We start from the raw sequence: 26,420 nt of genomic DNA on the forward strand, positions 1-26,420 counted from the left end.
AGCTGCCGAAGGCTGCGATCTTTTGATTTTTAAAAACAAGATCAAAAGATCGCAGCCTTCGGCAGCTCCTACAGGGGTCATTCGTTTGGAATAAAAAAAGGGCCGCACCCTGCCAAGGAGACGGCCCCGGAAAACGAAAATCCGTTAACGCGCGGTAATCACCGACAACTTGGTAATTCCTGCCCGTTCGATCGACGCCATGGCCCGCGCCACTTCGCCGTAATTCACCCCATCGTCCGCCTGCAACTGCACACGCACCTCGGGGTCCTTGGCCTTCGCCGACTTGAGGTTGAACTCCAGCAAGTCCGGTTGTATCTCGTCCTTGTTGATAAACAGTTTGCCGGCGCCGTCGATGCTCACCACCAACGGGTCTTTCTGCTCCACCGGCGCCACCGCTTCGGTCTTGGGCAGGTTGATCGGAATCGCGTTGGTCAGCAGCGGCGCAGTGACGATGAACACCACCAGCAACACCAGCATCACATCCACCAGCGGTGTCACGTTGATCTCGCTCAGCACCTCATCAGAGTCTTGCGTGGAGAAGGCCATATCAGGACGCCTCCTTCACTTTCTGCGCATTGCCCTGGGCTGCCACCTTGTGCGCCTTCGGGTGGATCAGCACACGGAACGAACTCTTCTGCGCCAGGCTGTAGAAGTCATGGGCGAAGTCATCCAGGTCCGCCGCCGTCAGTTTCAAACGGCGCAAAAAATAGTTGTAAACCAGCACCGCCGGCACCGCGACGGCGATCCCCACGCCGGTGGCGACCAGTGCCGCGCCAATCGGTCCGGCAACCGTTTCCAGGCTTGCCGAGCCCGCCGCACTGATGCCTTTCAACGCTTCCATGATTCCCCACACCGTGCCGAACAAACCAATGAACGGCGAGGTGCTGCCAATGCTCGCGAGTACCGCCAACCCGGTTTCCAGCGACCGGCGCTCGCGCACGATCTGCTGACGCAAGGCCCGCTCCAGACGATCCTGATGATTGATCGCCTGACTCAAATCCGCCGCCTGTGGCGCCTCGCCCACCTGGATGGCCGCGTAACCGGCCTGCGCAACCCGGGCTGCCGCGCCGGGCCGGGTTTCGCTCAGTTCGGCCGCCGCGTCGAGGCTCGAAGCGGCCCAGAACTGTTGATGAAACTTTCGATCCTGTGCCTTCAGGCGACCGAACTGCACGCCCTTGAGCAACGCCAGCCCCCAGGTTGCGACGGAAAAAACCACCAGCAGCCAGATCACCGCGCTTTCGATGGATTCAAGTGGAGATGTCAGTAACGTCATGGTGTATTCCTCGTGTAAACGTTTAGCGCGAAATTGGTTTCGGTTTAATGAATCTTGAAATCGATGGGCACGCTGACCCAGCCGTCCCGGGCGACATCGCCTTGCTTGGCCGGCACAAAACTCCAGCGTTTCACCGCGTTCAGCGCGGCTTCGTCGAGCGCATCACGGCCGCTGCTTTTCTGAATCTGGATCTCGCCGGGCTTGCCGCTGGCCAGCACTTGCACGCGCAATAACACCGTGCCTTCCCAGCCTTTACGCTGGGCCAGCGACGGGTATTGCGGCGCCGGGTTTTTCAAGTAGCCGGCAGTGGCAGAGGCCGGTGTCACAGGTGCGGGCGCAGGCGGTGCAGGTGGCACAGGGGCCGCGACTGGCGCTGCCGGTTGTGGCAGCGCAGGTGGTTGTTCAACGGCTTTTGGCGCCGATTTCGGTACCGGTTTGGCGACCGGCCTGGGCTTGGGAACCGGCTTCGGTGGAGGAGGTTTCACCGCCAGTTCGTCTTCCACTGGCACAGGCGGCTCCACCACAGGCTGGACCGGTTGCGGTGGCGGCGGCTCGACCACCGGGGGCGCCGGACGTGAGAACTCGATGGTCATCGGCGGAATCTGCGGCGGCACGACAGGCAGTACTGTGGTCGGCTGTTGATTGACCCAATAAATCACCGCGCCATGCACCAGCAACGCCAGCACTCCGAGCAGGATCGTCTCCCGTCGACTCAAGATGCCCTTGGGCGCGCACTGCAAACGCAACTGGCCCAAGGGCACCCGGTGTGGCTGGCCGAGGTCGACCAACTCGCCACCAGGTGCCGGGCGCCACAGCACTTCATGCGCACTGGCAGCGGTCTGGACATTGCCCATTGCTGAACCCCCTTCTTAGAAGTCGTATCGACCGGTCATGCCCAGCATTCGTGGCGTGCCGAGCAGGCCTTCATAACCGCCGTTGGCAGCCGTCCACAGCGTCGTGTAGTAGGTTTTGTCGAAGGCGTTTTTCAGCCATAACGAAACGTCCCACTGCCCCTGGTTGAAGTCGCCGCGAAGGCCCGTGGACAGGTTGACCACCGCATAACTCGGGATCTGCCCGAAGTCGGAATCCTCCACCGTGCCCACCGCTTTGGAGCGGAACGCATAGCTGGCGGTGACGTACTCTTCGAAGCCGTTGCTCAGGTTCCACTTGTATTCGCCGTTGGCGTTGCCGATCCATTTCGAAGCGCCCACCACTTGATGCCCACTGAGGTCGCAGGATGCCGGAGCGCCCGGCGCCAGGCTGACTTCCGGCGGGCAGGGTGCATCCTTGTACGAGAGGTAGCTGACGTCGTTGTACGAGCCGTTGATGTTCAGCGTCAGGCTGCGCAACGCAAGCAGGGTGCTTTCGAACTCCACGCCACGGGAGCGCACCGAGCCGGCGTTGGTCAGGAACTGCACGCGGTTGACGTCGTCGAAGGCGTTGGTCTGATAGCCATTGACCTGGGTCCAGAACACGTTGGCATTCAGTTGCAGGCGACGGTCCCACAGGGTGCTCTTGAAACCGAGTTCGGCGTTGTTGGCGCGCTCGGTGCCGATCAGCAGCGAATCGGCGCCGGCCACCATCGCCGTGCCGACGGCCAGATTGACCCCGCCGGATTTTTCGCCGTGGGACAACGTGGCGTAGGTGAGCAGGTCGTCGGTGAGGCGGTAGCTGAGGTTCAACAGGCCCGAGGGACTGGAGCTGTACTGGTTCAGATCGCCGGAATCGAAGACCCCCGCACGAGCGAGTCGTGCCGCGGCCGCCGCACCGGTGACCGCGGCACCACCGGCCGGCGCATCACGGGTCACCCTGGCGTTTTTCTCTTCATAGGTGCCGCGCAACCCGGCGGTGAAATCCAGGCGCTCGGTCAGGTGCCAGGTGCCTTGGGCGAACAGCGCGAAGCTGTTGGTTTCGATATGACCATTGCCGACACTGTCGATGTTGTTCAGTGCACCGTTGGGCGTACCGTTCCAGATGTCCGCTTGCGGGCCGTAAAAGGTGAAGGATTTGTTGTCCAGGTCGGAGCCGAAGTAATAGGCGCCGAGCACGTAATCGAAGAATCCACCGGTTGGCGACGCCAGGCGAAACTCTTGGGAATACTGCTTATCCTCCACCGAAACGCCGGCGTTGTGGAAGACGGATACGTTCAGGCCGTCATCATTGCGCGGGGTGAAATTCCACCAGCGCCAGGCGCTGATGGAGGTCAGGGTGAAGTCGCTCGGCAGCGTCCAGTTCGCCTCGACCGACGTACCGCCCTGGTGCACGGTGACGTGCTGGTCATCGTTCAGGTTGACCTTGCGGTGCGTGCCGTCGACCAGTGTCGCGCCCACCGCATTGGCCCGGCGCTGGTAAAGGTTGACGCCATTGATGGTCGGCCCGGTGCTGAACAACACGCGGGTGCCGGCGCTGGAATCTTCTTCGTTGTAGTCGCCGATCCAGCGCAGGCTGAATACTTCGTTCGGCTTGAACAGCAACTGGCCACGGAAGCCATCGCGCGAGCCACCGTTCAAATCGTGGCCGTCGAATTCGTTCTTGATATCACCGTCGCTGCGGGTGCGGTACGCAGAAAAGCGTCCGGCGAGTTCGTCATTCAATGGGCCGGAAATCGTGCCCTTGGTCTGGAAGTATCCGTCCTCGCCCACCGAAGATTCGATGCTGCGTTCCGGGGTAAAAGTCGGCGCACGGGTGCTGATGTTGATTACGCCCGCCGTGGTGTTCTTGCCGAACAAAGTGCCTTGCGGACCGCGCAGTACTTCGAGCTGCTCGATGTCCATCAGGTCGAACACGGCCATGCCCGGCCGGCCGAGATAAACATTGTCGATGTACAACCCGACACTGCCCTCCAGGCCATCGCTGGCCGGGTTGTTGCCCAGGCCACGGATCGACACGCTGGACTGGCGCGCATGCATGTAGGCGACGTTGACGCTGGGCACCAGTTGCTGCAAATCCTGGATGCGATAGATCCGCTGGGTTTCCAGGGTCTGGCCGCTGACCACGCTCATGGGTGTTGGCACATCCTGCGCACTTTCTTCGCGGCGGCGGGTGGTTACGGTCACGGTTTCCAGTTGTGCATTGTCGGCCGTGGCGGTTTTTGCGGGGGTGGTTTCAGGGGTGGTGCTGTCGGCCGCATAGCTTTGGGCCCAACCGGCGCTTCCTGCCAGCAGCAGGGCCAGAGGCAGGCGTTTGAGCCGTTGGGGTGACGACGTTGGGGCGAGGTACAACGGACTCATAAGGCGGGGTTCCCGATCAAAAGAAATGCTTTATTGCTTGCCCGGCCGCCATCGCGAGCAGGCTCGCTCCTACACTGATCCTGCGAACACCGAAGATCCCCCTGTAGGAGCGAGCCTGCTCGCGATAGCGTCGGCTCAGACGCCGCCGATATCCGGCCCTTTCACGGTCTGGCTGACCTGCCCATTCACACCCACCGGCACTTCACCCTTGAGCGTCACCCGACGCACCACACGATCCTGAGTCCCGTAGTCATCCACTGCGTAATGCTGGGTGGAGCGGTTGTCCCAGATCGCCACATCGCCAGCCTTCCAGCGCCAGCGCACGATGTTTTCCTGGCGGATCACATGGCTTTGCAGCAGCCCGAACAGGTGCGCCGAATCGGTCTGGGAATAGCCCTTGATGCGTTTGACGAAATGCCCCAGCAACAGGCTCTTCTCACCGCTGATCGGGTGCACGCGGACCACCGGGTGTTCGGTCTCGTAGACGGTCGAGGTGAAGATCTTGCGATAGCGCTCCAGCTTCTCGGCCGAGACGTCTGGCCTGGTACCGGCGTAGTCGTATTCGTTGCTGTGTACGGCGACCAGTTTGTCGGCCAGTTCACGCAGCTCCGCCGACAAACCGTCGTAGGCGGCGGCGGTATTGGCCCACAGGGTGTCGCCGCCGAAAGCCGGGGCCACCACCGAGCGCAGGATCGAAGCTTTGGGGTAGGCCTCGACGAAGGTCACGTCGGTGTGCCAGGAACTGGCTCGCTGGCCCTCGGCACCGTCCAGTTCCAGTAGAAAACGCGTGCCTTCGCGCACCGGCACGGTCGGGTGTGCCACCGGCTCGCCGAGCAGGTGGGCGAACGCCTCCTGGCGCTGATCGTCGAGCTGGGTCTGCTCGCGGAAGAAGATCACTTTGTATTGCAGCAGTGCCTGTTGAATGGCTTCGACGGTGGCGGCATCCAGCTCGCCCGAAAGCTGTACGCCACGAATTTCGGCACCGATGCGACCGGCCACCGGGTGGATTTCAAGCGCGTGAACAGCGGGTTGTACTGCGAAAGCGGCATTGCTCATGGGTAGACCCTCATCAGACTGCTTGCGGTTGAACCGGCCGCGAAACACTGCTCTATCTATATTCAATTTAGATCTAATAGATATCTACATGCTTCGTTGACGGAATAAGAGGTTGCATTTAAAACCTCAGTCAACCCTCGTCGCAAATGCCTTCGAGCTATTTTTAGGATGCCGGAAAAGCATATGGATCTTCGCCAGTTGCGTTACTTCATCGCCCTCGACGAACACCGCAGTTTCGTGCGCGCGGCCGAGGCCATGGGTATTACCCAGCCTGCCTTCAGCCGCAGCATTCAGGGGCTGGAGCACGAGTTCGGCTGCGTCCTGGTGGACCGCGGCAACAAGGATTTGCGCCCCACCCCCGAAGGCTTGGTGGTGCTGCAACATGCCCGCAGCCTGGTGCAAGGCGCGGCCCTCTTGAACGCCGAAGTGACGCAGATGACCAAGCTCGATGCCGGTGAGCTGCGTTTCGGTTGCGGCCCGGCACCGGCGGTGAAACTGGTGCCGGATGCAGTGGCGCAATTCATCAACGCGCACCCGAAAGTGCGCACCTGTTTCGAGGTGGATAACTGGGAAAAACTCAGCCGTGCCCTGAGCCGTGAAGAGATCGAATTCTTTATCGCCGACATCCGCCATTTCGAGTCCGATCCGAACTTCCAGACCCAGGCATTGACGCCCAAGCGCGGCGTGTTTTTCTGCCGCCCCGGGCATCCACTGCTGGCCAAGGAGAGCCTGTCGACCAACGACATGTTCGATTACCCGCTGGCGACCACGATGATCCCGCCAGGCATTCGCAAACTGCTGGCGAACCTCAGTGGCCGGGTGGATTTTTCACCGACCATCGAGACCGAACACTTTCCGGCGCTGGTGAAAGTGGTGCTGCAATCGAATGCGATTGGCGTTGGCACCGAGGAGGCGTTTATCGAGGACATTGCCCAGGGTTCGCTGGTGTTGCTGCACTGGCGCAATCTGCCGCAGAACATCGAGAGCATGAATGCACGGTGCGGGATCGTCAGCCGCACCGGGTTCAGGCTGTCGCCGGCGGCGCGGGCGATGATCGAGACGTTGGTGGCGGTGGACAGGCAGCAGATGGCCGTTGCGGTTTGAGGATCAAGAGCTCGCAGCCTTCGGCAGCTCCTACACTGATCGATGTAGGAGCTGCCGAAGGCTGCGATCTTTTGAGATTTAAAGCCTGGCAGCAGCCAACTCCGGCGCCACCCAATCGCTCACCTTGAACGACTTGCGAATCAGCTTCTGCTGCGAAGCCAGATCCACGGCATCCTGCAACTTGCCGAGGAACACCGGGTCAAGCGTAGAGGGGAACACCTCACTCAGTTTCTGATCCTTCAGATCCTGCGTGAGGATCACCGCCGGATAACTCGCCAGCCCCGACACCAACTGAATGTAGGCGTCCTTGTTGCTGTCCTGGGTCAGCCACTCAACGGCCTGCTGTTGGGCCTTGAGCAGTTTCGACACCGCCTCCGGATGCGCATCGACAAACTTCCCGGTCCCTATCAGCACCGCCTGCACGCTGCCGGCGCCGCCCAGGTCCTTGGTGCTCAGCGGCAACTCGGCCAGCCCCTTGGCTTGCAATGCCGTGAGCCCGGAACCGCCCCACGAGGCATCGATCTGCTTCGCCGCCAGCGCCGCGACCGCCGCGTTGAAGTCCAGGTTGATGACTTTCAAGTCCTTCTCGCTCAAACCCTGACTGGCCAGCGCCGCATCGAAGGACAACTGGCTGGCGGTGCCACGAAAAATCGCCACGCGTTTGCCCTTGAGGTCCTGCAGGGTCTTGATCCCCGAACCCGGCACCACGCCCAGGTAATGCTTCACCCCGCGCGCCGAGGCGCTGAGCAACCGCGTATCCAGTCCATTGGACTTGCCGATGATGGCCGCCAGATCGCCGAGGTAGGCCAGGTCAACCTGACCGTTGGCGAACGCCTCGTTGATCACCGGGCCTGCGCCCTTGAAGAAGCTCCACTGAATCTTGATGCCCTGATCGGCGAAAGCCTTTTCGAAGATCTGCTGATCGCGCAGCACATCCACAACACCGCCGCCACTGTGCTGGGTACCGGCACTCAGGTCCGGCACGGCGATGCGGATTTCCTTGAGTTCGCCAGCGTTGGCCGTGAAGGCCAGCAGACCCGCCAGGGCCGGTACGGCGAACAGGCTGATGACACGTTTGAAGGGAAGGTTCATGGGTGCGGCTCCTTGGGCAACGGGCGTTGAGGAGCCGAAAGTAGGCCGAAGTAGACCCAACATTTAAATACTATAAATTCACATTTTTAGACTATTTAGATCTATATCAACGCACCCGGGGCTCTCCGCCGATATGCCCAAACGGCATCAAAAATATTCTTCGAATGCATTGGATGCGGAGGCTTAGGGAGGCCATAAATGGCCTCTCTTATCTCTCAATAGTATGAGTTTTGAATTTTATAGATCAATTTTGCATACGCCTTGAACCCTTGTAGGAGCGAGCCTGCTCGCGAATAGCGGAAGGTCAATCGAGACATCTTTGCCTGACACACCGCTATCGCGAGCAGGCTCACTCCTACAAAAAAGCAGGCCTGTATTGCAACCCGACAACGGAGGTCATCCATGGCCCGTGTTTCTCTTCTCAGCCTGCCACTGGCCGCGCCGCCACTTAAAAACAGGCAACGCTGGCCCAGCCTGGGCCAACGGTTGTTGCCGTGGTTGTTGCCCATTGCCCTGTTTGCCCTCTGGTGGCTCGCCAGCCGCAACCACTGGATGAGCGAGCAGATCCTGCCGGCGCCGACCCTGGTCTGGAACAGCGCGCTGGAATTGTCCCAAGGCGAGTTGTGGAGTCATTTGTGGATCAGCCTGCAACGCCTGTTCTGGGGGCTGCTGGCCGGGATCAGCGCTGGTGCTGTTTTGGGTGCGGCACTGGGTTTCAGTCGTCGACTGGAGCGCCTGGTGTTTCCGACCTTCGCCGGGTTGGCGCAAGTCCCGACCCTGGCCTGGATTCCATTGTTCATGGTGTTTTTCGGCATCGGTGAAGTGCTCAAACTGGTGGTGCTGATCAAGGCCATCATGGTGCCGGTGACCTTGCATACACTGGTCGGTGTGCGCGATGCACAACCCAAGCTGCGCGAGGCCGCCGCCGTGTTGCGCCTGCCCAGGCATCTGTTGATCCGACGCCTGGTGCTGCCTGCAGCACTGCCGGCATTCATGGCCGGTGTACGCCTCGCGCTGGCCGCCGGCTGGACTTCGCTGCTGGCTGTCGAACTGCTCGCGTCCAGCGAAGGCATCGGTTACCTGATGGTCTGGGCGCGGCAGCTGTTCATGCTCGACATCGTCTTCGTGTGCATCGTGGTGATCGGCTTGATTGGCGTGGCGATGGATCGCGGCATCGGCCTGCTGGACAGGAAACTGGTGCACTGGCCGCACCCGGCCACCGCCGAAATCCGTCGCGGGCCGCATTATCAAGGTTGGCAACGCCTGCAACCGTGGCTGCTGCCATTGGCGCTTCTGGCGTTGTGGCAACTGACTTCGGATCAGCAGTGGATTGACCCGAACATTCTGGTCAGTCCTCTGGCCGTCCTGCAGACCACTCGGGATGGCTTGCTCGACGGCACACTGCTTGGCGGCATGGCCCTCAGCCTGGGTCGGACCCTTGGCGGATTGCTGCTCGGCGGCGGGCTCGGGTTTGCCTTGGGGTTGCTGCTGGGATTGTCGCGGACCAGTGAACGCGTGCTCGGCCCAACCCTTGCGGCCATCCGCCAGATCGCCATTTTCGCCTGGGTGCCGCTGCTCACCGCGTGGTTCGGTCTGGGGGAATTGGCCAAGTGGGTGTTCGTTGCCCTCGCCGCTTTTTTCCCGCTGTTCATCGCCACCCAACGCAGCGTCGCCCACCTGTCGCCGCAACTGAACGAGGCCGCGCAGGTGTTGCGCCTGAATCTGCGCCAGCGCCTCCGTCGACTGGTGCTACCGGGTGCGGCACCGGGGATTTTTGCAGGACTTCGGCTGAGCCTGATCTACGCCTGGCTCGGCACCATCGGCGCCGAATATTTCATGCCGTCCAACGGCGGCATTGGCAGCCAGATGATCGGCGCCCAGCAACTGCTGCGCATGGACCTGATCATGGCCGGCATGCTGCTGGTGGGCCTGACCGGTGCCCTGCTCAACCTCATTGGCCAACGCCTGGAAATCCGCGCCACTCGCTGGAGACACGCATGAACGCACCGATTGTCAGCTTCAATCACGTGGGCAAAACCTTCGACGTCGACGGCTTCACACTTGAGGCCATTCGCGAATTCAACCTGGACATCGCCGAGGGTGAGTTCGTCGCCATCGTCGGCTCCAGCGGTTGCGGTAAATCCACTTTGCTGCGGCTGCTGGTGGGCCTCGATACGCAGTTTCGCGGGCAGATCAGCGTCGACGGAAAAGCCGTCACCGGCATCGGCGGCGAGCGCGGCATCGTCTTTCAGGAGCACCGCTTGTTCCCGTGGCTGAGCGTGGCCGACAACATCGGCCTGGGCCTGGTCAATGAGCCACTGAGCGCGGCACAAAAGCACAAGCGCATCGCTGATTTCATCGAACTGGTGGGCCTCGGCGACTTCGCCCGCGCCTATCCGCACCAGCTCTCCGGCGGCATGGCACAGCGCGTGGCCATTGCTCGCGGCCTGGTGGCCAGCCCACGGATTCTGCTGCTGGACGAGCCCTTCGGCGCCCTCGATGCGCTGACCCGCCAACAGATGCAGGACGAACTGCTGGCGATCCGCGCGCGGGCAAAAATCACCACGGTGCTGGTCACCCACGACGTCGAGGAAGCGATCTTCCTCGCCGACCGCGTGGTGGTGATGGAGCCGCGTCCGGGGCGGATCAAGCAAGTGGTCGACATTGCCCTGCCCCATCCGCGCCAACGCAGCAGTTTCGACTTCCACCAGTTACGCGAAGAACTGCTTCACGAACTCACCAGCGACGATCACTACCAGCCCCCCGTGCCGGTGCAGGTCCGCGATCTGCCGCTGTCCTTCATTGCCTACTGAAAAAGGAAATGCTTGATGCCGCAACGTCCCAACTTTCTAGTGATCCTGGCCGATGACCTGGGCTTTTCCGACCTCGGCGCCTTCGGTGGCGAAATCAATACACCAAACCTTGATGCATTGGCCAACAATGGCCTGCGCCTGACCGATTTTCACACCGCACCGACCTGCTCGCCGACCCGGTCGATGCTGCTCACCGGCACCGACCACCACATCGCCGGCATCGGCACCATGGCCGAAGCATTGACCCCGGACCTCATCGGCAAGCCGGGTTACGAAGGGCACCTGAACGACCGCGTGGTCGCCCTGCCCGAGTTGCTGCGCGAGGCGGGTTACCAGACCTTGATGAGCGGCAAATGGCACCTGGGCCTGACCGCAGAACTGGCGCCTCACGCCCGGGGTTTCGAGCGTTCGTTTTCTCTGTTGCCCGGCGCCGCCAACCATTACGGCTTCGAGCCGACCTACGATGAAACGACGCCACGGTTGCTGAAATCCACCCCGGCGCTGTACATCGAAGACGACCAATTCATCGACGAACTGCCGAAGGATTTCTATTCCTCAGATGCCTTTGGCGACAAGCTGCTGCAATACCTCAAGGAGCGCGACCAGACCCGGCCGTTCTTCGCTTACCTGCCGTTTTCCGCACCGCACTGGCCGTTGCAGGCGCCGGCCGAGGTGGTGGAAAAATACCGCGGGCGCTATGACGCCGGCCCTGAAGCACTGCGAATCGAGCGCCTGGAAAAACTCAAAAAGCTGGGGCTGATCGAGGCCGATGTCGAGCCGCATCCGTTGATCCAGTTGACCGCACAATGGGATGCCTTGAGCGACGAACAACGGCAGATCTCCGCGCGGGCCATGGAGGTGTATGCAGCGATGGTCGAGCGCATGGACTGGAACATCGGCCGCGTCGTCGACTACCTGCGCCAACAAGGGCAACTGGACAACACCTTCATCCTGTTCATGTCCGATAACGGCGCCGAAGGGGCATTGCTGGAGGCTTTCCCGAAATTCGGCCCGCAGTTGCTGACCTATCTCAACCAGCATTACGACAACAGCCTGGACAACATCGGCCGCGCCAATTCCTACGTCTGGTACGGGCCGAACTGGGCGCAAGTGGCGACCGCGCCATCGCGGCTGTTCAAGGCCTTCACCACCGAAGGCGGGATTCGCGTGCCGGCGCTGGTGCATTACCCGCAACTGCCGCTCAAGGGGCAGATCAGCCACGGTTTCGGCACCGTGATGGACATCACACCGACCATTCTCGACCTCGCCGGTGTGCGCCATCCGGGCAAGCAGTGGCATGGCAAGCCCGTGGCGCAAATCCGCGGTAAATCGTGGCTGGGGTTTCTGTCGGGCGAGACGACGCAAGTGCATGACGAGCACACCGTGACCGGGTGGGAATTGTTCGGTCGGCGGGCGATTCGACAGGGAAAATGGAAGGCGGTGTACATCCCGGGACCGGTCGGGCCGGCGACCTGGCAACTGTATGACCTGGGCAATGATCCGGGGGAGATTCATGACCTGGCGTCGAGCCAACCGCAGAAGCTTGGTGCCTTGATCGAGCACTGGCAGCGGTATGTGGATGAGACTGGGGTGATCCTGAGTGAGTCGCCATTTCAGCCAGACTAAACATTACCCCCTGTGGCGAGGGAGCTTGCTCCCGTTGGGCTGCGCAGTAGTCCCCTTCGTTTTCGGGATAAGGGGGCCGCTTCGCGACCCAGCGGGAGCAAGCTCCCTCGCCACAAATACGAGTCAGACTTGAGCGGTTTGTGTCCTCACACCTACCGCCTCTTCCTTGCCCTCAAACCGGTTGGCCCGCGCAAACGTGCCGAAATCATTGAACCGCACGCCCATCTCGCGCATCACCTTGTGCCCCACCAGTACGGTCAACTGGCGAATGTAGAACGGCTCCTTCACCACAAAGTGATGGATGCTGTGGCTGCTACCGAAGTTGAAGCAGAACGCCTGCAACGGCCACAGCCACCATGCGTTCAGCACCTGGGTCTGCTGCATCACATTGCCCGGTTCCACGTCACCGTAGTAGTGCATGTTCGAGCTGATGAAGTGAAGGCAGAACGTGCGCAACACGTTCGGACCGATGATCACCACAGCCGCAATGTCGATCACCTGCATCACCGACAACGTCATCGCTGACCACTCGATGGGAGCGCCCATCAGATGCGCAATGCCGTTCGCTGCGTGGATGCCGAGAAACACGTACCACGCGCCCCAATGCATCAGCGCCAGCGGTGCGTAGACCTTCAGCGTACGGTAAATGATGCTGAACTTCATGGCCAAGGTCTTGGCCCGCAGCATGCGGATGAACGACGACATGATGTTGTCGCCAATCATCAAAAACCTTGCGAAGCTCCAAGGTTCGCCGTTGGTGATGGCGCGTTCTTCCAGGTCGGCTTCGGAGCCGGAGACTTTGTGGTGATTGAGGTGCAGGTGTCGGCGAATCCATGGGTTGATGGTGCTCGGCCGCGCCAGCCACACCAGCCCCATCATCAGGTTGTGCGGCACCTTCTGCTTGCGAAAGTACATGCTGTGGATCAGGTCGTGTTCCAGTTCATGGGTCAGCGAGGCGAAAAATGCATTGAGCAACAGGCACGCCCACCAGGCCATATGCCCGGTCATGTAGAGCGCGGCCGAACCGACCATACCGGCCAAGGCGAAGGTCAGAATGCCCGCGCCCATGGCGTCCTGATGCATGAGAATCGGATAACGCTCGCGCAACTCGACGCCTTTGGCCAGTACCACTTCACGGATATGCGCTGATCGCTGTGATGCATTCAGTCGCTGGGGGCTTGCAGAAGTACCGTCCATGCTTCCATCCTCTGATTATTGATGGTTGCATCCTGCCTTGCGGACCCTCGCAATGCGGTAGCCGAGAACGCCAACCTGTTGACCGGAAGCGCCAATCAGCATGACTGAACCGACCTCCCTCGCCAGCTGGACCCGCGCCCTGCGCAAGCAACTCGATGCCTTGGGCATCGACAGCACCGCCCTGTGCCAGCAAGCGGGGCTCGACCCGCAACTGATGGACGACCCGAACGCGCGCTACCCGCTGTCGGGCACCACGCACCTGTGGAATCTGGCGGTGCAGGCCAGCGGCGACCCGGCGATCGGTTTGCGGGTTTCGCGTTTCGTCAGCCCGACCACCTTCCATGCGCTGGGCTATGCACTGGTGGCCAGCGGCAGCCTGCGGGAAGTGTTCGAGCGCATCGTGCGCTATCACCAGGTGGTCAGCGATGCCCTGGAACTGGAACTGACCCGCACCGATGATCGCTACTGTTTCCGTCTGAAAGTTCCAATGGGTAATCCGGCCCCGGCCTTCGAAGCCATCGACGCGTTCATGGCGATTTACGTGCGCACTTGCCGCAATCGCCTGGGTCGCGACTACGCGCCGCTGGCGACCTACCTGCGCCGCCCGGAGCCGGTAGACGCGCACCAATGGCATAAAGTCTTTCGCTCGCCTGTGCACTTCGGTGCCGACGAGGATCGACTGGAATTCGCCCTCATCGACTTCGACAGCCACCTGGACGATGCCAACCCGGAGCTGGCCGAACACAACGAAACCGTGCTCAAGCGCACCCTGGCGCAACTCAAGCCGCTGACGTGGGAGCGCAAGGTCCGCGACGCCATTGAAGAACAACTGCCCGAAGGCGAACCCAGCGCCGAACACATCGCCAAGGCCCTGCACCTGAGCCTGCGCAGCCTGCAACGGCACCTGGCCGATGAAGGCTACCGGTTCGACACGCTGCTCAACGAAAGCCGCGAAAACCTCGCGCTACTGCACCTGCGCGACCCGCAATGTTCGTTGAGCGAGATCAGTTATCTGCTCGGCTTTGCCGACACCAGCAGCTTCAGTCGTGCGTTCAAGCGCTGGACGGGGATGACGCCGGGGCAGTTTCGGGATGGGTTGCGCTGATCTAGCCTGAGAATGGGTTGCCTGGACTGGCCTCTTCGCGCGCAAGCCCCACAGGATTATTGGCTAACCCCAAATCCGAGATTCACATAAACCCCCTGTGGGAGCGAGCCTGCTCGCGAAGGCGTCAGGTCAGGTACATCCGTATCGACTGACACTCCGCTTTCGCGAGCAGGCTCGCTCCCACATTGGGCCTGCGTGATCGGTTAAATCGTGGCTAACACCCGCAACCGGGCAGCATCAAGGATTTCAATTTCGCCGTAACTCAGCCCGATGATCCCCTGTGCCTGTAAATCCTTGAGAATCTGGTTGGTGGTCTGGCGTGACAGCGACAACATGGCGGCAAGCTGCTCCTGGGGCAGTTGCAGGACGCGGCGCGGTGGGGCGGTCTCGCCATAACCTTCAGCAATCATCAACAAGCGGTGCGCCAACCTCGCCGGGGCCGGCAACAGGCTCAGTTGTTCGAGGTTGATGAAGGTCATGCGCAGTTTCTGGCTCATCAGCAACGCCAGTTGCCGCCAGTGCTGCGGATGCTCGTCGAGCAGTGCCAGCAAGGTGTTCTGGGGAATGTGCAGCAGCGTGCACTGGCCTACGCCGTAGGCATCGTGGGTGCGTGGCTGGCCATCGAACAGGCAGATTTCGCCGAACCAGTGCGGCGGCTCCATCAGGCTCAGCAACGCTTCCTTGCCCTGCTCGCTCACGGCGCCGACGCGCACCGCGCCTTCAAGCACCGCGTACAGTCCGCAGGGCGGATCGCCACGCTTGAACAACCGCTGGCCCGGTGACAAGCGCCGTACCCTGGCCACCGACAGCAAACTATCCTGTAGGGAAACAGGCAAATGGCTGAACCACTGACCACTCATCAGGCGTGGACGCCAGACCTGCATATCCATGAAAACTCCTAGAGATTGTCGCCTGGCTGACAGTGCGGGAAGTGGCCCCGGGGCATGATCGATCACCCCACAGGAGAACAACAATGAAAAGCCTCGTCGACCACCTCAGTCAATACGCCGCCTACCACCGTGACCCACGCAACATCGCCTCGCACTTTATCGGCATTCCACTGATCGTGGTCGCCGTCGCGGTGTTGCTGTCGCGGCCGGAGTGGTCGCTGGGCGGCGTGTGGCTGTCACCGGCGGTGCTCGTCTCGCTGGCATCGGCATGGTTTTACCTGCGCCTGGAATTGCGCCTGGGCGTGTTGATGACCGTGTTGCTCGGGCTGTCCGTCTGGGCAGGACATGCGCTGGCGCAGCAAGGCACGCTGGTCTGGCTGGGCAGCGGTGTGGCGATGTTCATGATCGGTTGGGCGATCCAGTTTGTCGGTCATCATTACGAAGGGCGCAAGCCGGCATTTGTCGATGATGTGACCGGGTTGATTGTCGGGCCGCTGTTTGTGGTGGCCGAACTGGCGTTCATGCTGGGGATGCGGCATGAGCTCAAAGAGCAGATCGAGGCACGGGCGGGTGGTGTGCGGGTCAATCCGAAGCGTGCGGCTGTTTAGATTGCTATCGCGAGCAAGCTCGCTCCCACAGGGATCCGCGGTGCACACAGATCAATTGTAGGAGCGAGCCTGCTCGCGAAGCTTTTGCCTTAGATATTGGCGACTTTCTGCCAGACCTTCGGTTTGAAGAACAACGTCTCGCCTTTTGCCAAACCAACCAGGCTGTCGTGATCCTTTACCACTTCGGCTTCGATCAGATCGCTCTGCCCTTCGACCTTCAACGTCACCCGTGTTGTCGCGCCCAGCGGACGAATATCGCGCACTTCAGCCGCGTGGTGGTCTTCCAGTTCATGGCGCGACAGCGACACTTCGTGCGGGCGGAACAGCACATGTTTGTCTTCGCCCAAGTGCAGACGGTTCGAATCACCGAGGAAGTGATAGACGAAATCGCTGGCCGGGTTTTCGTAGACGTCACCCGGTGAGCCGATCTGCTCGATCACACCTTTGTTCATCACCACGATGCGGTCGGCGACTTCCATCGCTTCTTCCTGGTCGTGGGTCACGAACACCGAGGTCAGGTTGATATCTTCGTGCAGACGCGCCAACCAGCGGCGCAGTTCCTTGCGAACCTTGGCGTCAAGGGCGCCGAAAGGCTCGTCGAGCAACAGCACTTTCGGCTCCACCGCCAGCGCCCGGGCCAAGGCAATGCGCTGACGCTGTCCGCCGGAGAGTTGTTCAGGGTAGCGATCCGACAACCAGTCCAGTTGCACCATGTTCAGCAGTTCGTGGACCTTGGTGGCGATCTGGCTTTCGCTCGGGCGCTGGTTTTTCGGCTTCATGCGCAGGCCGAACGCGACGTTGTCGAACACCGTCATGTGGCGGAACAAGGCGTAGTGCTGGAACACAAAACCGACGTTGCGATCACGCACGTCGTGGCCGGAGACGTCTTCACCGTGGAACACGATGTTGCCCTGGTCCGGGGTTTCCAGGCCGGCGATGATCCGCAGCAAAGTGGTCTTGCCGCAGCCCGACGGCCCGAGCAGTGCGACGAGTTCGCCGCTCTGGATGTCCAGGCTGATGTTGTCCAGCGCCTTGAAGGCATGGAAGTTCTTGCTGACGTTACGCACTTCGATCGACATGAATTATTCCTCCGCGGCGCTGGCGCGCAGGCGGTTGATACGGTTTTCGCTCCACTGCTTGAGCAGCAGGATGAAGAGCGCCAGGATCAGCAACAGGCTCGCCACGGCGAACGCGGCCACGTGGTTGTATTCGTTGTAGAGGATCTCGACGTGCAGCGGCAGGGTGTTGGTCACCCCGCGAATGTGCCCGGAAACCACCGATACCGCACCGAACTCACCCATGGCCCGCGCGGTGCACAACACCACGCCGTAGATCAGGCCCCATTTGATGTTGGGCACGGTGACGTGCCAGAACATCTGCCAGCCGTTGGCCCCGAGCAGGCGCGCTGCCTCCTCTTCCTGAGTGCCTTGCTCCTGCATCAGCGGGATCAGCTCACGGGCCACGAACGGCACGGTGACGAAAATCGTCGCCAGCACGATGCCCGGCAGGGCGAAAACGATCTGGATGTCGTGGTCCTGCAACCACGGGCCAAACAGGCCCTGGGCGCCGAACATCAGCACATAGACCAGACCCGCGATCACCGGCGACACCGAGAACGGCAGGTCGATCAGCGTCACCAGCATGCTCTTGCCGCGGAACGAGTACTTGCTCACGCACCACGCGGCGCTGACACCGAACACCAGGTTCAGCGGCACCGAAATCAGCACGGCGATGACCGTGAGTTTCAGTGCCGACAGCGCGTCCGCCTCAAAGATCGCGGTGAAAAATGCACCGAGGCCGAGCTTCAGGCCCTGGGACACCACGATGAACAGCGGCAGCAACAGGAACAGGGCAAAAATCAGCCAGCCAAGACCGATCAGGATTCGCCGCGAAGTCGCGCTGCCACGGCGGGCAGCGTTCGAGGAAGCGGCAGCAATAGACGATTGGGACATGGGTGCGCCTCCTTATGGGGTTTCGATGCGCCGCTGCAACAAGTTGATCAGCAGCAACAGGACGAAGGAAACCACCAGCATCAGTACACCAATGGAGGTAGCGCCGGTGTAATCGTATTGGTCGAGTTTGACCATGATCAGCAGCGGCAAGATCTCGGTTTTCATCGGCATGTTACCGGCAATGAAAATCACCGAACCGTACTCGCCGACCCCGCGGGCAAAGGCCAAAGCGAAACCGGTGAGCCATGCAGGCAGCAGTGCCGGCAGCAGGATATGACGGAAAACCTGCAAGGGTTTTGCCCCCAGGCACGCCGCCGCTTCTTCCACTTCACGAGGGATATCCGCCAATACTGGCTGTACGGTACGTACTACGAATGGAAGTGTCACAAAAGTGAGGGCAAGGGTGATGCCCAAGGGGGTGTAGGCGATCTTGAAACCCAGATCCGCTGCAAATTGACCAACCAGACCGGTAGGGGTGTACAACGCCGTCAGTGCAATACCAGCCACTGCCGTGGGCAATGCGAACGGCAGGTCGATCATTGCATCGATCACTTTTCGTCCAGGGAAGGTATAGCGCACTAATACCCAGGCCAGCAGCGTACCGATGATGCCGTTGATGATCGCGGCACACAGCGCAGTGCCGAAGCTGAGCTTCAACGCCGCCAGCACCCGTGGCGCCGAGATGATTGCCCAGAACTGATCCCAGGTGAGTTGAGCGGCATGCACGAACATCGCCGCCAGTGGTATGAGCACAATCAGGCTGAGGTACACCAAGGTGTAGCCCAGCGTCAGCCCGAAGCCGGGTATGACGGGGGAGATACGACGCGACATAAAAGTCCTTGGTTAAAAAGCGTTCCGCTAAAACCATCCCTGTGGGAGCGAGCCTGCTCGCGAAGGGGGAGTACCCGTCAACATCCCTGTCGACTGAAACACCGCCTTCGCGAGCAGGCTCGCTCCCACAGGTTAAGCACCCAGGCTGACTGCATGGGTGCTCATTGATGGCTATTTAAGATTACTGCGCCTGGTAGATCTGGTCGAACACGCCCCCGTCATTGAAGAATTTCGGCTGCGCGGCTTTCCAGCCGCCGAAGTCCTTGTCGATGCTCACCAGTTCCAGTTTCGGGAACTGCTGGGCGTACTTGGCGGCCACATCCTTGTCACGTGGACGATAGAAGTTCTTCGCCGCGATTTCCTGGCCGGCCGGGCTGTACAGGTGCTTGAGGTAGGCTTCGGCGATCTGCTCGTTGCCCTTTTTCTCGGCATTTTTGTCGACTACCGCCACCGGTGGCTCGGCGAGAATCGACAGCGAAGGCACGACAATGTCGAACTTGTCGGCGCCACCCTCTTCTTTCAGGGCCAGGAAGGCTTCGTTTTCCCAGGCCAGCAACACGTCGCCTTGACCGTTGTTGACGAAGGTAATGGTCGAACCGCGAGCACCGGTATCCAGCACTGGCACGTGTTTGAACAGGGTTTGCACGTACTCCTTGGCCTTGGCTTCGTCACCACCATTGGCTTTGAGGCCATAGGCCCAGGCCGCGAGGAAGTTCCAGCGCGCACCGCCGGAGGTTTTCGGGTTCGGCGTGATCACCGAGACGTCATTCTTGACCAGGTCGCCCCAGTCCTTGATGCCTTTCGGGTTGCCCTTGCGCACCAGGAATACGATGGTCGAGGTGTAAGGCGTGCTGGCGTCCGGCAGGCGTTTTTGCCAGTCCGCCGGCAGGGTCTTGCCGAGCTTGGCGATTTCGTCGATGTCACCGGCCAAGGCCAGGGTCACGACGTCGGCACGCAGGCCATCGATCACCGCCCGGCCTTGCTTGCCCGAACCGCCATGGGATTGCTGGACCTTCACGGTGTCGCCTGCGTGGTCCTTCTGCCAGAACTTGATGAATTCGGCGTTGTAGTCCTGGTACAGCTCGCGGGTCGGGTCGTACGACACGTTGAGCAGCTCGTAATCCTTGGCTACCGCGGAACCGGCAAAAAGGGCGCTGGCCAGGGCGGCCAAAGCGAAGTGGCGAATCGACGACATGATGAAAGCTCCTGGAATTCTTGGTTTGTTGGCTTTTTTATGGATTTCTGGAATCGCGTTGCCGATTCAAAGATCGCAGCCTGCGGCAGCTCCTACAGGTGATTGCGTGCTTCTGCAGGAGCTGCCGCAGGCTGCGATCTTCTTCAGCCCGGTTTGTTGCCCGGCTGCTGCAAACGGAATTTTTCTTTGCGTTCGATCTGCACCACCTGGGCGTTGTGCACGGTGATTTCCACGGCGCCAAAGCGCAGGTCGCGCAGGGCACTCTGGATTTCACGCAGGATGGTGGCTTCGTCTTGACCGTCGACGCTACGCAGGGATGCGCTCATATTGCTGCTCCTTCAACTGAGAGGTTGCCTCGCAGTGTCGGCACTGCTTGCGGCGTGAGAGCAATACTAGAGAGGAGTAGATATTCTTAAAAAGACTATTTGAGAATGTTTATATAACCAAAAGAAATTATTTGATGGGACAAGGGTTTGAGCTGAACAGCCCTCTTTCAGGCACACCAAAAAACCCTGTGGGAGCGAGCCTGCTCGCGATGAGGGAGTGTCAGTCACCAAAGATGTCGACTGATATTCCGCTATCGCGAGCAGGCTCGCTCCCACAGGTTTTTTGTAAATCAGGCGATCACCGGCGCATGATTCCAATCCAGCTGCGCCGCCGGCACCGGCCGCCCGAACCAGTAACCCTGACCAAAATCACATCCGTGCTCGAGGAGGAAAGCCGCCTGTTCGACCTGCTCGATCCCTTCGGCATGCACCTGCATGCCCATGCTCTGCGCCAACGCAATGATCACCCGTGAAATCGCCGCATCGTCCTCATCCCACGGCAATCCAGCGACGAAGCCCTGGTCGATTTTCAGCTTCTGCACCGGCAGACGCTTGAGTCGCAGCAGCGATGAATAACCCGTGCCGAAGTCGTCGATGGCCAGGCGCACACCCAGCTCGCGCAGTCGATGCATCTGTTCCAGCGCGACTTCCGGGTCTTCCATCACCGCGCTTTCGGTGACTTCCAGCTCGAGAAACGACGGTTCCAGCCCGGTTTCCCGCAGGACTTGCGCTACTTGCTGATACAGCTCGCGACGGGCGAACAGCCGCGAAGAAACGTTGACCGCAACGAACGACAGCATCACCCCGCCTTGCTGCCACTGGCACATCTGCCGGCACGCCTGCGCCATGACCCAGGCATCGATTTCAGCAATCAGGCCGGTTCGTTCGGCGACCGGAATGAATTCCGCCGGAGATACCAACCCCCGTTGTGGATGCTGCCAACGCACCAGTGCCTCGACGCCAATCAGGCGACTGGTCTTGAAGTCGTGAACCGGCTGGTAATAAACCCGCAGCTCTTGCCGGTCCAGGGCGCGACGCAATTCAAAGGCGATCTCGACCCGTTGCTGGGCGTGGGCCGTCAGCTCTTCGGTGTACAGGGCATAATCATTGCGCCCCGTGCTTTTGGCCTTGAAAAGTGCAGAGTCGGCATTACGCAGCAGTTGCTCGACGCTCAAGGCATCGCTGGGGAACAGGCTGATGCCGATGCTGGTGTTGATGGACAGCTGGTGCCCATCAATAAGGAACGGCTCTTTAAGGCCATCGATGATCCGCTGGGCCAACGCAGCGGCCTGAACCAGTTGCGGACAGCTTTCAGCGAGTATGCCGAACTCATCCCCGCCCAGCCTGGCCAGGGTGATACCCGGACCGAACATGGCGCCCAGACGCTCGGCCACAGCCTTGAGCAACTGATCGCCGATGGTGTGCCCAAGGCTGTCGTTGATCATCTTGAAGTGATCGAGATCGATCATCAGCAGCGCGCAGCCACGCTTGTGGGCCTGCGCCGAGGCCAGGGCCTGTTCGGCACGGTCGGTGAACAGCAGGCGGTTCGGCAGGTCGGTCAGCGGATCGTGGTGCGCCAGGTGCATCAACTCGTGTTCGGAGTTCTTGATTGCACTGATATCGGAAAACACCGCCACGAACTGGCTCGGCTGGCCATTGTCATCGTGGATCAGGCGGATCGTCTGCCATTGTGGGTAAATTTCGCCGCTTTTGCGCCGGTTCCAGATTTCCCCGCTCCACTCCCCTGTGCGTTCAAGCGCGGCGAACATCGCCTGATAGAAGTCAGATGGATGACGTCCGGACTTGAACATAGTGGGGCGCTGCCCGAGCACGTCCTCACAACCATAACCGGTGATTTCCATGAACGCCCGGTTCACATGGACGATCACACCTTCCCGATCGGTGACCAGCACGCCTTCGCGGGTGCAGTCGAAAACAGCCGCCGCCTGGCGCAGGCGCTCGCGATTGGTATTGCGTTCGTGCAATGTGGCGCCGATCCCCAGACACCGCAGCAGCCGCGCCCGTGCAACGAAGATCAACCCGGCGCTGAACAGCACCCAAACATAACCGTTGATCAGTTGCCATCGCAGTCGCTCAGCAGAGCTATCGAAGAAACTGTTTAATAAATAGCCACTGATCTGTAGCCAAACCACAGAAAGCAACAGATAGAGCAGCGCTGCACGCAAGGCATCGCGATAGGTGGCAGACATCCGACGATCCATGTCCCTACAATAAGGTGGGGATTATAGTTTAAAGACACATCCAGCCACTCTTATCTGAAAGGGCGACTGGTTTTCTGTGTGGGCTTAGTGATAATGCAATGGCTGTTTTTTTCTTTATCGAGGGCCCTATAGCCTATGTGGTACGAAGGTTTTCTTGGCTTGTCGCCCTGGTCTCTGGTTGCAGTCACCCTGCTGATGACCCACGTCACGATCATCGCCGTCACGGTCTATCTGCATCGTTACTCGGCCCATCGCTCCCTGGAGCTGAATGGGGGCCTTAAGCATTTCTTCCGTTTCTGGCTGTGGCTGACCACGGCACAGAACACCCGCGAGTGGACCGCCATCCACCGCAAGCATCACGCCAAATGCGAAACCGTCGATGACCCGCACAGCCCGGTCATCAAGGGTTTGTCCACAGTGCTGCGCAAAGGCGCCGAGTTGTACCGCGCCGAAGCGGAAAACCCCGAGACCCTGCGCATCTATGGCAAGAACTGCCCCGAAGACTGGATCGAGCGCAACCTCTACAGCCGCTATCCGCTGATGGGCATCGCGATCATGGGCGTCATCGACCTGCTGCTGTTCGGCACCATCGGCATCACCATCTGGGCCATCCAGATGATGTGGATCCCGGTATGGGCCGCTGGCGTGGTCAATGGCCTGGGCCATGCCATCGGCTACCGCAACTTCGAATGCCGCGATGCGGCGACCAACCTGGTGCCGTGGGGCATCCTGATTGGCGGCGAAGAATTGCATAACAACCATCACACCTACCCTAACTCGGCAAAACTGTCGGTGAAGAAGTGGGAATTCGACCTGGGCTGGGCGTGGATTCAAGTCTTCAGCTTCCTGCGCCTGGCCAAGGTTCAACGGGTCGCGCCGATTGCCCATCGCGTCGAAGGCAAGGGCAACCTGGACATGGACACCGCCATGGCGATCCTCAACAACCGCTTCCAGATCATGGCCCAGTACCGAAAATTGGTGATCGGCCCGCTGGTCAAGCAAGAGCTGGAAAAGGTCGATCACTCGGTACGTCACCAGTTCCACCGGGCCAAACGCCTGCTTTCGCGGGAGACCAGCCTGCTGGATGACAAACACCATGTACGCATCCAGAACATGCTCGAGCACAGTCAGGCGCTGAAGGTAATTTACGAGAAACGCCTGGCCCTGCAGCAGATCTGGGTCAAGACCAGCTCAAATGGTCACGACATGCTGGCGGCCATCAAGGATTGGGTGCACGAAGCCGAAGCCAGCGGGATTCAATCGCTGCGCGACTTCGCCGATCAGTTGAAGACTTACTCCCTGCGCCCTGCCGCTGTCTGATTGCACCGCCAGCCGCAAAACCTGTGGGAGCGAGCCTACTCGCGAAAAGGGAATGTCAGTCAAATCAAAGTTGACTGATACGCCGCTTTCGCGAGCAGGCTCGCTCCCACATTGATTTGTGGACGCAAAAACTCGTGTCCAGTACCGCCCGGCGGGAGCCCTCTCCTTCGCCACAAAAAGCGGGAACTTCATCTAAAAAGCCCAATCTCAAAGACACTTCGCTTTCCCCCGGCGGGCTTGGCGTTGGCCGCCATTGAACACGCGGCATGCCCTTTGAGATTTGTGTCGATGGCCCCAAAAAACCTGCAAGACTCATCTCCGTCACATTGGCCCGAGGCCGCGCAGACCCTGATGGCGCTGATGCACGCCCAAGGCGAAGTCGCACGCCTGAGCGAACGCGAACAGTTGTTCAACACCTTGCTGGCGAGCGTCAACGCGGTGCTGTGGGCATTCGATTGGGAAACCCGCCGGGTGCTTTACGTCAGCCCAGCCTATGAGCGGATCTTCGGTCGCTCGGCCAATCTGCTGCTGGACGACTGCGATCAATGGCGCGACAGCATCTATCCCGACGACCTGGACTATGCCGAAACCAGCCTGGCCGAAGTGCTGGACAAAGGCGCCGTGGAAGACCGCGAGTATCGAATCATTGCCGCCGACGGGCAGGTGCGCTGGCTCAGCGACAAATGCTACGTCAACCGCCAGGCCGAGCCGGGGCAACCAGTGATCATCGTCGGCATTGCTGAAGACATCACCGACAAGAAGCGGATGGAAAGCGAGCTGCACCGCCTGGCCACCACCGACGCGCTGACCCAGAGCAGCAATCGTCGGCATTTCTTCGAATGCGCCCACCGCGAGTTCGCACACGCCCGGCAACGGGGCGAGCCGCTGTCGTTCCTGATGCTGGACATCGACGACTTCAAAATAATCAACGACACCTACGGTCACCAGGAAGGCGACAACGTGTTGCAACGCATCGCCGATAGCGGCCGCGCAGCGTTGCGCCGTGGCGACCTGTTCGGGCGCATTGGCGGTGAGGAATTCGCAGCGGTATTTCCCGGCTGTACGCCGCAGATGGCCCTGCAAGTGGCTGAACGCTTGCAACAGCAGATTCAGCGATTGCGTTTCACCCATGAAGGCCAGACGTTCGGCATCACCGTCAGCCAGGGCCTGACCAGCCTGACCGCCGCGGACGAAAACGTGGAAAACCTGTTTTCCCGCGCGGATGCCGCGATGTACCAGGCCAAGCGCGAGGGCAAGAACCGGATTGTCACCGCCTGACAGGTCCTGCAACCTCCTACTTGCGCAAACGCATCAACTCCGGCAAGCCGATCTTGAGCAACCGCGCCGTCCGGCTCTTCGCCAGCGCCTCGATGCCCTCATGCTCGCTCAGGCGCGCCAGCTGCGCCGCCATGTTCATCACCAGCGATTCGCGCGAGTAAACCCCGCCACCGAGCTGGTAGGCCGCCGCAATCAGCTCCCGCAACTCCAGCGGTAGGCGCCAGCGCGTGCGCAGAGCCGAACCATAGGCCGCGCCATATTCAGCCAGCGCTTCGCCCACCTCCTCCTGCTCATCCAGTTCGCCGCCGGCCTGTTTCCATTCCTGCAAACAGCGCAGCAACGCCAGATCGCCGAGACGATGCAACATGCCGGCGCAATAGCAGCGCTCCTGATCCAGATCAAGCAAGCGCGCCAGGGTTCGCGCGTATTCGGCGGTGTGCAGGGACAGTTCCCAGTTACGCTCGGCATAGTCGGCCAATTGCGGATCGCTGAGCCGTGCGCTGCGCTTGAGCGCCAGCCCGAGAATCAGGTTCATGCTCTGCCCGGTGCCCAGGCGATGCAGTGCCTGGGACAGGGTATGCACAGCGGCACCGTGGTGCTGGGCCGCGCTGTTGGCAGCGGCGATCAGCACGGCCGTGACCTGCGGATCGGTGCGGATTTCGTCTTCCAGCACCGTCAGGTTGAGGCCATTGGGGTTTAGGCTGCGTTTGACCGCCACTTGCACGTCGGTCATCAGCGGCGCACCGTCGACCAATTCACGTCGACGCTCCAGATAAACCGACAATGTCATGCCCGGCGCCAGCGACGGCACTTCGCACGAAACCTCTTCACCGGCGTTCAGCAGTAACCCCTGCAACCGCTGAGTCAGGCTTTCCATGTTCAAGGGCTTGGTCAGGTACGCGGCCGGCGCCAGCGGCAAGGCCTCGCGCACGCTGGCACTGTCGTTGCGACTGCTCATCAGAATGAACGGCATGGGCGGATTACGTTTGCGCTGGCGGACGCTGCGCAGGACATTCAGCCCATCGACGCCCGGCAACTCCCAGTCGGCGATCACCAGGTCATAGGGGTTGGCGGCCAATAGCTCCAGCGCTTGCTGACCATCGGCGCACAGATCCAGCCGCGCATCGCAGCGTACGTTCAACAACACTTCCTTGAGCAGATCCCGGGACCAGGGATCGGCCTCGGCAATCAGTACTCTCGGAACCGCGGGTAAAATGACAGTTGTCATACAGCTCTCCCTGGCAATGCTGGAACCTTAGCCAATGCTGGCCATTCGATACAGCGCTAATGGGGTTCCAGGGG

23 protein-coding genes are annotated in these 26,420 nt (G+C 60.6%); 8 read left to right on the forward strand and 15 right to left on the reverse strand.

Annotated elements, in window-relative coordinates; all coding sequences use genetic code 11:
• Positions 1 to 144: 144 nt before the first annotated feature.
• From KGA83_RS14740 to KGA83_RS14760, 5 genes are all read right to left on the reverse strand, one after another.
• On the reverse strand, positions 145 to 546 hold the full coding sequence (locus tag KGA83_RS14740) for an ExbD/TolR family protein (RefSeq protein WP_003220570.1): 402 nt from the start codon (positions 544 to 546) through the stop codon (positions 145 to 147).
• A 1-nt stretch (position 547) separates the two neighbouring features.
• Positions 548 to 1,273 carry a MotA/TolQ/ExbB proton channel family protein gene (locus KGA83_RS14745; protein WP_223530015.1) on the reverse strand — a complete coding sequence of 242 codons (726 nt, stop codon included), beginning with the start codon at positions 1,271 to 1,273 and terminating at the stop codon, positions 548 to 550.
• 44 nt (positions 1,274 to 1,317) lie between these two features.
• Positions 1,318 to 2,127: an energy transducer TonB gene (locus KGA83_RS14750; protein ID WP_223530016.1), complete on the reverse strand. Its 810-nt coding sequence runs from the start codon at positions 2,125 to 2,127 to the stop codon at positions 1,318 to 1,320.
• Between the two features lie 15 nt (positions 2,128 to 2,142).
• Complete coding sequence (locus KGA83_RS14755) at positions 2,143 to 4,503, reverse strand: TonB-dependent receptor (RefSeq protein ID WP_223530017.1); 2,361 nt, start codon at positions 4,501 to 4,503, stop codon at positions 2,143 to 2,145.
• Positions 4,504 to 4,638: 135 nt separating this feature from the next.
• Positions 4,639 to 5,559 (reverse strand): TauD/TfdA dioxygenase family protein, encoded by a 921-nt coding sequence (locus KGA83_RS14760; protein WP_108219737.1) that lies wholly within the window; start codon positions 5,557 to 5,559, stop codon positions 4,639 to 4,641.
• Between the two features lie 183 nt (positions 5,560 to 5,742).
• Between KGA83_RS14760 and KGA83_RS14765 the strand changes: the two genes are divergently transcribed.
• Positions 5,743 to 6,663, forward strand: a complete 921-nt coding sequence (locus KGA83_RS14765) for a LysR family transcriptional regulator (RefSeq protein WP_223530018.1) — start codon at positions 5,743 to 5,745, stop codon at positions 6,661 to 6,663.
• Between the two features lie 78 nt (positions 6,664 to 6,741).
• On the opposite strand, the gene KGA83_RS14770 is transcribed toward KGA83_RS14765, so the two are convergent.
• Positions 6,742 to 7,755: an ABC transporter substrate-binding protein gene (locus KGA83_RS14770; protein ID WP_223530019.1), complete on the reverse strand. Its 1,014-nt coding sequence runs from the start codon at positions 7,753 to 7,755 to the stop codon at positions 6,742 to 6,744.
• A gap of 402 nt (positions 7,756 to 8,157) precedes the next feature.
• Here KGA83_RS14770 and KGA83_RS14775 point away from each other — a divergent pair, with 402 nt between their 5' ends.
• Genes KGA83_RS14775 through KGA83_RS14785 form a run of 3 tightly spaced genes read left to right on the forward strand, consistent with a single transcriptional unit; the run spans position 8,158 to position 12,194 of the window.
• A complete protein-coding gene (locus KGA83_RS14775) occupies positions 8,158 to 9,756 on the forward strand; it encodes an ABC transporter permease (protein WP_223530021.1) in 1,599 nt (532 codons plus the stop codon).
• Positions 9,753 to 10,568 (forward strand): ABC transporter ATP-binding protein, encoded by an 816-nt coding sequence (locus tag KGA83_RS14780; protein ID WP_108219741.1) that lies wholly within the window; start codon positions 9,753 to 9,755, stop codon positions 10,566 to 10,568. Before KGA83_RS14775 ends, KGA83_RS14780 begins: the two co-directional genes overlap by 4 nt.
• Before the next feature lie 15 nt (positions 10,569 to 10,583).
• Positions 10,584 to 12,194 carry an arylsulfatase gene (locus KGA83_RS14785; RefSeq protein ID WP_108219742.1) on the forward strand — a complete coding sequence of 537 codons (1,611 nt, stop codon included), beginning with the start codon at positions 10,584 to 10,586 and terminating at the stop codon, positions 12,192 to 12,194.
• Between the two features lie 123 nt (positions 12,195 to 12,317).
• On the opposite strand, the gene KGA83_RS14790 is transcribed toward KGA83_RS14785, so the two are convergent.
• Positions 12,318 to 13,391: a fatty acid desaturase gene (locus KGA83_RS14790; protein WP_223530023.1), complete on the reverse strand. Its 1,074-nt coding sequence runs from the start codon at positions 13,389 to 13,391 to the stop codon at positions 12,318 to 12,320.
• A 100-nt stretch (positions 13,392 to 13,491) separates the two neighbouring features.
• Between KGA83_RS14790 and KGA83_RS14795 the strand changes: the two genes are divergently transcribed.
• Positions 13,492 to 14,496 carry an AraC family transcriptional regulator gene (locus KGA83_RS14795; protein WP_115948319.1) on the forward strand — a complete coding sequence of 335 codons (1,005 nt, stop codon included), beginning with the start codon at positions 13,492 to 13,494 and terminating at the stop codon, positions 14,494 to 14,496.
• A 203-nt stretch (positions 14,497 to 14,699) separates the two neighbouring features.
• Here KGA83_RS14795 and KGA83_RS14800 read toward each other — a convergent pair whose 3' ends face one another.
• Positions 14,700 to 15,386, reverse strand: coding sequence for a Crp/Fnr family transcriptional regulator (locus tag KGA83_RS14800; RefSeq protein WP_108219745.1), 687 nt, complete (start codon positions 15,384 to 15,386; stop codon positions 14,700 to 14,702).
• 83 nt (positions 15,387 to 15,469) lie between these two features.
• Here KGA83_RS14800 and KGA83_RS14805 point away from each other — a divergent pair, with 83 nt between their 5' ends.
• A complete protein-coding gene (locus KGA83_RS14805) occupies positions 15,470 to 15,994 on the forward strand; it encodes a DUF962 domain-containing protein (RefSeq protein ID WP_108219746.1) in 525 nt (174 codons plus the stop codon).
• 89 nt (positions 15,995 to 16,083) lie between these two features.
• On the opposite strand, the gene KGA83_RS14810 is transcribed toward KGA83_RS14805, so the two are convergent.
• The 6 genes from KGA83_RS14810 to dibA form a co-directional block, all read right to left on the reverse strand.
• Positions 16,084 to 17,073, reverse strand: coding sequence for a sulfate/molybdate ABC transporter ATP-binding protein (locus KGA83_RS14810; protein WP_046040728.1), 990 nt, complete (start codon positions 17,071 to 17,073; stop codon positions 16,084 to 16,086).
• A gap of 3 nt (positions 17,074 to 17,076) precedes the next feature.
• Positions 17,077 to 17,946, reverse strand: a complete 870-nt coding sequence (gene cysW, locus KGA83_RS14815; protein ID WP_008045439.1) for a sulfate ABC transporter permease subunit CysW — start codon at positions 17,944 to 17,946, stop codon at positions 17,077 to 17,079.
• A gap of 12 nt (positions 17,947 to 17,958) precedes the next feature.
• On the reverse strand, positions 17,959 to 18,777 hold the full coding sequence (gene cysT / locus KGA83_RS14820; protein WP_007972956.1) for a sulfate ABC transporter permease subunit CysT: 819 nt from the start codon (positions 18,775 to 18,777) through the stop codon (positions 17,959 to 17,961).
• Between the two features lie 181 nt (positions 18,778 to 18,958).
• Positions 18,959 to 19,972 carry a sulfate ABC transporter substrate-binding protein gene (locus KGA83_RS14825; RefSeq protein WP_223463259.1) on the reverse strand — a complete coding sequence of 338 codons (1,014 nt, stop codon included), beginning with the start codon at positions 19,970 to 19,972 and terminating at the stop codon, positions 18,959 to 18,961.
• 143 nt (positions 19,973 to 20,115) lie between these two features.
• Positions 20,116 to 20,298, reverse strand: a complete 183-nt coding sequence (gene oscA, locus KGA83_RS14830) for a sulfur starvation response protein OscA (protein ID WP_007975618.1) — start codon at positions 20,296 to 20,298, stop codon at positions 20,116 to 20,118.
• Positions 20,299 to 20,588: 290 nt separating this feature from the next.
• Complete coding sequence (gene dibA / locus KGA83_RS14835) at positions 20,589 to 22,508, reverse strand: phosphodiesterase DibA (RefSeq protein ID WP_115948320.1); 1,920 nt, start codon at positions 22,506 to 22,508, stop codon at positions 20,589 to 20,591.
• 147 nt (positions 22,509 to 22,655) lie between these two features.
• Here dibA and desA point away from each other — a divergent pair, with 147 nt between their 5' ends.
• Together desA and KGA83_RS14845 are read left to right on the forward strand one after the other, a co-directional pair.
• Positions 22,656 to 23,840 (forward strand): delta-9 fatty acid desaturase DesA, encoded by a 1,185-nt coding sequence (gene desA, locus KGA83_RS14840; RefSeq protein ID WP_108219749.1) that lies wholly within the window; start codon positions 22,656 to 22,658, stop codon positions 23,838 to 23,840.
• 288 nt (positions 23,841 to 24,128) lie between these two features.
• Positions 24,129 to 25,118, forward strand: coding sequence for a GGDEF domain-containing protein (locus KGA83_RS14845; RefSeq protein WP_223530025.1), 990 nt, complete (start codon positions 24,129 to 24,131; stop codon positions 25,116 to 25,118).
• A gap of 16 nt (positions 25,119 to 25,134) precedes the next feature.
• Here the strand turns inward: KGA83_RS14845 and KGA83_RS14850 are convergent, their stop codons facing one another.
• Positions 25,135 to 26,346, reverse strand: coding sequence for a response regulator (locus KGA83_RS14850; RefSeq protein WP_108219751.1), 1,212 nt, complete (start codon positions 26,344 to 26,346; stop codon positions 25,135 to 25,137).
• Between the last annotated feature and the right edge of the window lie 74 nt (positions 26,347 to 26,420).

This window comes from Pseudomonas sp. GL-R-19 (assembly GCF_019956375.1).
Classification (GTDB): Bacteria; Pseudomonadota; Gammaproteobacteria; order Pseudomonadales; family Pseudomonadaceae; genus Aquipseudomonas.